The following is a 6,214-nucleotide window of genomic DNA, read 5'->3' on the forward strand; positions in this document are numbered from 1 at the left end:
GCGATGGCATCACCTCGGTAAGACTGATACACCGAGGCGCCTATATCGCAGGCAAGCCAGCTCCCACATTGACCGTGCCCGACATCCAGGCTGCGGTGTGGCTTTAGTTGCTCTTCACCGCATAGTCCGGCTTTTTGTCATTGCCTGGGATGTACGGGCTCCACGGCTGTGCCCGAATCGGTTCCTGGGTTTGCCACACCACCGAGAACTGCCCATCGGCCTGGATCTCGCCGATCATCACCGGCTTGTGCAGGTGGTGGTTGGTCTTGTCCATGGTCAGGGTGAAGCCCGACGGTGCGGCGAAGGTTTGTCCGCCGAGCGCTTCACGCACTTTGTCGACGTTGGTGGACTTGGCTTTCTCCGCCGCCTGCGCCCACATATGGATGCCCACGTAGGTGGCTTCCATTGGGTCGTTTGTCACCGCTTTGTCGGCGCCCGGCAGGTTGTGTTTCTTGGCGTAGGCTTTCCAATCCGCGACGAATTTCTTGTTCATCGGGTTCTCAACGGACTGGAAGTAGTTCCACGCGGCGAGGTTGCCCACCAGTGGCTTGGTGTCGATGCCGCGCAGTTCTTCTTCACCCACGGAGAACGCTACCACCGGCACCTCGGTGGCCTTCAAACCCTGGTTGGCCAGCTCCTTATAGAACGGCACGTTGGAGTCGCCGTTCACGGTGGAGATCACCGCCGTCTTGCCGCCCGCCGAGAACTTCTTGATGTTGGCCACGATGGTCTGGTAATCGGCGTGGCCGAATGGGGTGTAGACCTCTTCGATATCTTTATCCGCTACGCCTTTGGAGTGTAGGAACGAACGCAGGATCTTGTTGGTGGTGCGCGGGTACACGTAGTCGGTGCCCAGCAGGAAGAAGCGCTTGGCGCTGCCACCTTCTTCGCTCATCAGGTATTCCACTGCCGGGATGGCTTGCTGGTTCGGTGCCGCACCGGTGTAGAACACGTTCGGCGACATCTCTTCGCCTTCATATTGCACCGGGTAGAACAGCAGGCCGTTGAGTTCTTCAAACACCGGCAGCACCGACTTGCGCGACACCGAAGTCCAGCAGCCGAATACCACGGCGACTTTGTCCTGGGTCAGCAACTGCCGACCTTTTTCCGCAAACAACGGCCAGTTCGAAGCGGGGTCGACGACCACGGGTTCAAGCATCTTGCCGTTCACACCGCCCTTGGCGTTGATCTCGTCGATGGTCATCAGCGCCATGTCTTTCAGCGATGTTTCGGAGATGGCCATGGTGCCGGACAGCGAGTGCAGGATGCCGACCTTGATGGTCTCGGCGGCCTGTACGGTCCAGGTCATGCCCATGGCGGCAATGGATGCCGAAAGAGTGAAAGCCTTGATCAAGCTGCGACGCTTCATGGTGCGATCTCCGTGACCGATGTTGTGTTAGGGGGCAAATGAGGGACGTTACGCAGGTGATAGCAAGGGGTGTGCCGAAGTCATCCAACCCTGATGGGCAAGGGCCAAACAAACGTGCAAGCCTGGCTGGTTGCACCAATGTGGCCCCCGATTGCGGCTTCGGGGCACGACGATGTGCTGTTGTGGTGCTTGGTACTGCCGCTACTTATCTACCGGTTGGACAGGGAACTTCACTTCGAGAATGAAAGGCCTGGGCGCTGTGCCCAGGCATTTCTTCCAGGAGTTGTCATGGCTATCAGATTGTCACGTGAAGAGCGGGCTGCCAGTTCAAACCGAGGGGCTTCCAAGTTGCCACCATTGAGCCCTGCTTTTTTGCATGAAGTGGATGCAGCGAACTGGGCTCATCAGGAAATTGGTCAACGACGAGACGTCGAATACGGCGGGGTGATTTTGCGAGACCCGACCGGCCAGTATTTCTCGACCCAGCCGGTGAGGGGCGAGGGTATGCAGTTCGATTTACGGACGGTATTGGGCATCGGCACTGATGGCTACTATCTTCAGCCACAAGGATATACGTGCGTCGCCAGCTACCATTCGCATCCAGCGCAACATGCACTGATTCTCCAGAGAAACCGTAGCTTCGATGAGCGTATGACCAAGGCGTTTCTGGGGTTCTTCTCTGGCCCGGACTTTTATCGAGATGTTCATGACCGTGATTTTTTCCCGTCTTCCTATCTCTCTGGGCCAGATGGATCGTTGATCCGTCATACCCCAACCGGGTCTGCAGCGGAATTCAGTTTTGCCCTGTGGGTGCAGGCCGGAAAACCACCCAACAACCCGGTGGGCGTATACGGTGGGTTTGATGAGTTCATCAAAAAAATCGCCACCTTTGGCTCGCTCAGTTTGATTGTGCCGACCCCGCTTTGGGGAGGCTCCCGCGGCAAAGTGCCATCCGACTGGGTTGTTTTCGAACCTTTTTCCTCGTCAGAGGTGACTGAACAACCCCTGTTCACTGCGATCTTCCCCGACGCGTCCCAGGCGCTGACGGCGGCGTTCTCCTCGCAGCCGCCAGAGGCGGTTGAATCGCACATTGGCGTGGTGCTAAAGCACGTCAATCAGGATCGTTACGTCGCAACTGTTGCATCGCCCGCTCGCGAACCGCTGTTTTCGCTCGATGCGTTGTTTCCAAAGGGGCCAGATGGGCATCCGCAAATACCGGCTGAGTATCGCCTGGAAGCCCTTTATTTCGGTGACGGACCCGAAGTGAGCAAGGTTGCTGCACGAGAAGCCTGGCTGGCCAATGTGTTTTTTTTTCCGACACAGGTGGGGGCGGCTATCCGGGAGGGAAGCAAGACGGTGGCGCTTCAGAATCCCCAGCGTGGTCTTGCCCTCTACATGAGTAGCTCGGATCAGGCGTTGCTTAAGCTCAAAGTCCCTCCCGAGAATCTGGCTACCGAGTTGTTCCAACGAGACAGTGGTGGGGGGATCAATGACAAAGGGGCCCAGGCTGAGATGGCCGCAGGCACGCTGACCCCACGCAATTTTTTGCGCAGGGTGATCGATGCCACCGACCTGTGGGTGGTTCGGACAGGCCAATTCTGGCGTGAGGTCGGGCGGGTGGGTAAGAGCACGGCGGTACTGGCTACGGAGTACCCGCTGGCTTTGAGTGGCTCGTTTCTGTCATCGCGGGATGCTGCGCTGTACGCCCATGAGCAGATTGGCAACACTCGAAATCGTTACCTCGGTGGCTACATACTCAAGGGGCCTGACGGTCGTTTTGTGATCACGCCTCCCAAGCGAAGCCTCGGCAACCCATTTGCGTTCATGCTGTTTTTCCCCATGGACGAGCAAGGTGCACTGATTCCTCCCGAGCACTATGAGCTGCATGCGCGTTATGGCTCCCATCCGGCGCTGTCTATGGTCGATCCCGACTGGGTCAAGCAGCGACACTGGACGCGGGATGAGGCGTTGATCAACCTGCAGGTGTTTTCCTGCGATGAGATGTACTCAATTCTCCTGGCTGGGCGGGTGGCCTACCTTTCCGGGGCGCAGGACTGTTTATTGGAATACGCCCCGAATCGCTCGTCCGAGGAGGCGCTGCTACGGGCTAATCTCAGCCCGTCCGCCGCAGAGCATGGGCTTGCACGCAAGCTTGATCGCGGAGAGATAAAACCCACCGATTGGGTCACGAAATTAGCTTCTGCAGGCGAATTCAAAATCGTCCAGGGCAATTCGTTGTGGGGGCCACGCGGGGTTGTCTACAGTGACTGGACGCCCAATTATGACTATGCACCCAGACTTGGCCCGCTCGACTACGTCACCTATGGTTCTTTGTTCACAACCCTCAATGAGGCCGCCCGCGACCTGCACAAGCGAGTGCATGGTCGCAATCTCGCCGCGCAGGCGTGTTTCGCATTTATCCTCAAGCACAAGGACCAGGAACAGTACATCGCGACCGAAGTGGTAGGAGCTGTCTCCGCCGGCGACTTGTTCGATCTTAGTAGATTGTTTTCTCGAACGAGCCGTGACGAGTTCCTGCTGCCCGAGGGGTTTGAGTTACATGCCTTGTTCAGGTCACAGCAGTGGTCGCCGCAGTGGAGTGCAGTGGCGAATACTTGGCTGACGTTGTATTTCGTCATGCCGGAAGTGCTGTATTCCGCGCTCTATGAAGCTCAGCGTAATCGTACACGCAGCCTACCCATCTACTTTTCCACCCTGGATGGTGCACTGTTGAGTTACCAGCCTTCTCCTATCGACGTAAAAAGTGGCGGCGAGGCGGACAACTTGTTAGCGCAGGCACGTACGCAGCTGGATTCTGGCATCACGACGCATTTGGACTTTGTCAGGCAGTGGGCAACCAAGGGTGAGCTCCAGGTAGTGCGTACCAGCCAGTGTTGGGATGAGATTGGCAAAGTGGGCAGCGATTGGGCTGGCTACAAAACCTTGACTTCGCGGCGCTTGAGCCCCGCGTTTGCCTCACCCGATGATGCGGCACGTCACGCCCTGAGCGCTATCGGTAACCACTTTCGCCGCGCCTATGGTGGGGTCATTCTCAAGCTGGCCAACGGTCTATGCGTGGCCACTGAACCCTTGATACTGCCGCCTCGGGGGGTGACGTTGAACTGGATCTACCCTGACGCCAGCGTTGCTGTGGGACTCTATCCGGGGGGAGGCACGATCATCGCTTGCTACCGTTCTCTGCCCATTCAAGAAGTGCCCATATTGCTGTCGGGCCTACAGAAAACTGTCTACCAAAGCATGATTCCCAGTGCTGTTCTGGCAGAGTTGTTAGACAGAGAGGTGCATATCAAGCGCGAGTACGTTTTCGGGGCGAACGGGGCGATTCTTAGCTATGACCTGTCGGACTCTGAAGAGGAAAAGCTGTTGAGCCGTAAGTTGGTCGCTCTTGACCTCGTCAAAGGTGATTTGGCCGACAACGATTTTGAGCAGCAACTGCGCACGGGAGCGCTGTCACCGCAGAATTTCGTCAATGCTGTGGCCAAGGCCGGCCTCTTGCGCGTCGTGAAGGGGGATGCGTTGTGGGGGAGTCCGAGGACACTCAAGCCTAATTTCGCATTGAATCCATATATCCCGAACCCATTGGCCGTGCGCCAGGTCGCAGCCGACACACCGTGCAGTCCGATTTTTACCCGCGCCCTCGATGCTGTCCGACACGTCCAGCTCGGTTGGAAGCCGCAGGCTCAAGTGGCCTTTGGTTATGTATTAAAGGCATTGGGCAGGGAGCTGTACATGGCGACTTTACCCCTTGTCAGAGAGCACTTTGACGCCTTGAGAGCCGTCTTTGTCGACGGCCAATTACCCCAGGGCTACCTGATGTATGGCTTGTACCTGTGCGCATCGACCGAAACGATCGCACCGGCCAGCGACGAAATGGCCCGGCACTTCTTCACGCCTGTCACGATTCTGAAAGCGCTGATGTACATGACCGCTCCCCGTAACGGAGTGACACTGCCGCTTTACTTGTTGTGTGCGGACGGTGCACTGCTGTGGTTTCGCGCGCCTAAAACAGCAGCTGTGTCGCAGTGGTCGAACAACGTGCGCCACGACGCTACGCGAGTACGTGAAGGCTCCTTGACGGTGCGGGACTATGTACGTCTGTTGGCGGGTATCGGAGAGTTGCACGTTCGGGTCACCAGTCCGACCTGGGGCCGCAAAGAGCAGGTCGATGCACAGTGGTCGCCCAAACGGCCGTCGCACGCTTTTGCTGACGACCCTTACTACCATTCATTCTGTGGCCCGCTGTATTTCTACGCCGATGACGCTGCCCGATACGCTCAGCGATTGATTGCCCCGTTTGTCGACACGTCGTATCTAGGGGCAGTGCTCGTGCCGCCGAAAATTTCCGGGTTTGTCGCGATCGATCCCGTGGAGGATCGCCCCGGCTTTGGCGACAGTACGTTGGAAGGTTTGTTCTGGAAGGATCATGCCGGGTTCGACGTACCGGCCACCAATGTGCTGCGCACCTACAAGATTGCGGCTGTGCATGCCTTTTATAAGTCAATTCCCAGCATGCCTGGCCTGTCTCGGATTGACATCAACCTGCTGGCTAATTTTGTCTCCAGCGATGATCTGGGCAATTACCTTTCAGTCATACGGAGTAACTTACCTGACGCCAAGAGCCTTTACCTGTCTTGTCGCGGGGGAGGGATGCTTAAGTACATACCTGCAATGACAGGGGAGGAAACCGCCATGCTCAGCGCCCGACCAGCAGTCCTCCCCAGTGTGCTGGTGAGTCAGTTACGGCGTGTGGGTGACCTGTCAGTGCTGGTCACCGACAGCTTTTGGAACGCACTGGGACCCTTGGGTGAAAAATCAGATCCAATC

The 6,214-nt window shown here is 57.3% G+C and carries 2 protein-coding genes; one reads left to right on the forward strand and one right to left on the reverse strand.

Going from position 1 to position 6,214, the window contains the following annotated elements; translation table 11 throughout:
• Positions 1-103: 103 nt before the first annotated feature.
• Positions 104-1,369 carry an urea ABC transporter substrate-binding protein gene (gene urtA / locus ACRESD_RS25150; protein WP_431753378.1) on the reverse strand — a complete coding sequence of 422 codons (1,266 nt, stop codon included), beginning with the start codon at positions 1,367-1,369 and terminating at the stop codon, positions 104-106.
• A 288-nt stretch (positions 1,370-1,657) separates the two neighbouring features.
• Between urtA and ACRESD_RS25155 the strand changes: the two genes are divergently transcribed.
• Positions 1,658-6,214 (forward strand): DUF4329 domain-containing protein (locus tag ACRESD_RS25155; protein WP_431753379.1); only part of this gene is annotated, 4,557 nt, incomplete at its 3' end.

Source organism: Pseudomonas sp. (genome assembly GCF_050739995.1).
Taxonomy (GTDB): domain Bacteria; phylum Pseudomonadota; class Gammaproteobacteria; order Pseudomonadales; family Pseudomonadaceae; genus Aquipseudomonas.

Coding starts and splice junctions, on each gene's coding strand:
- urtA (WP_431753378.1), bottom strand. CDS start 1,369: ATGAAGCGTCGCAGCTTGATCAAGGCTTTCACTCTTTCGGCATCCATT.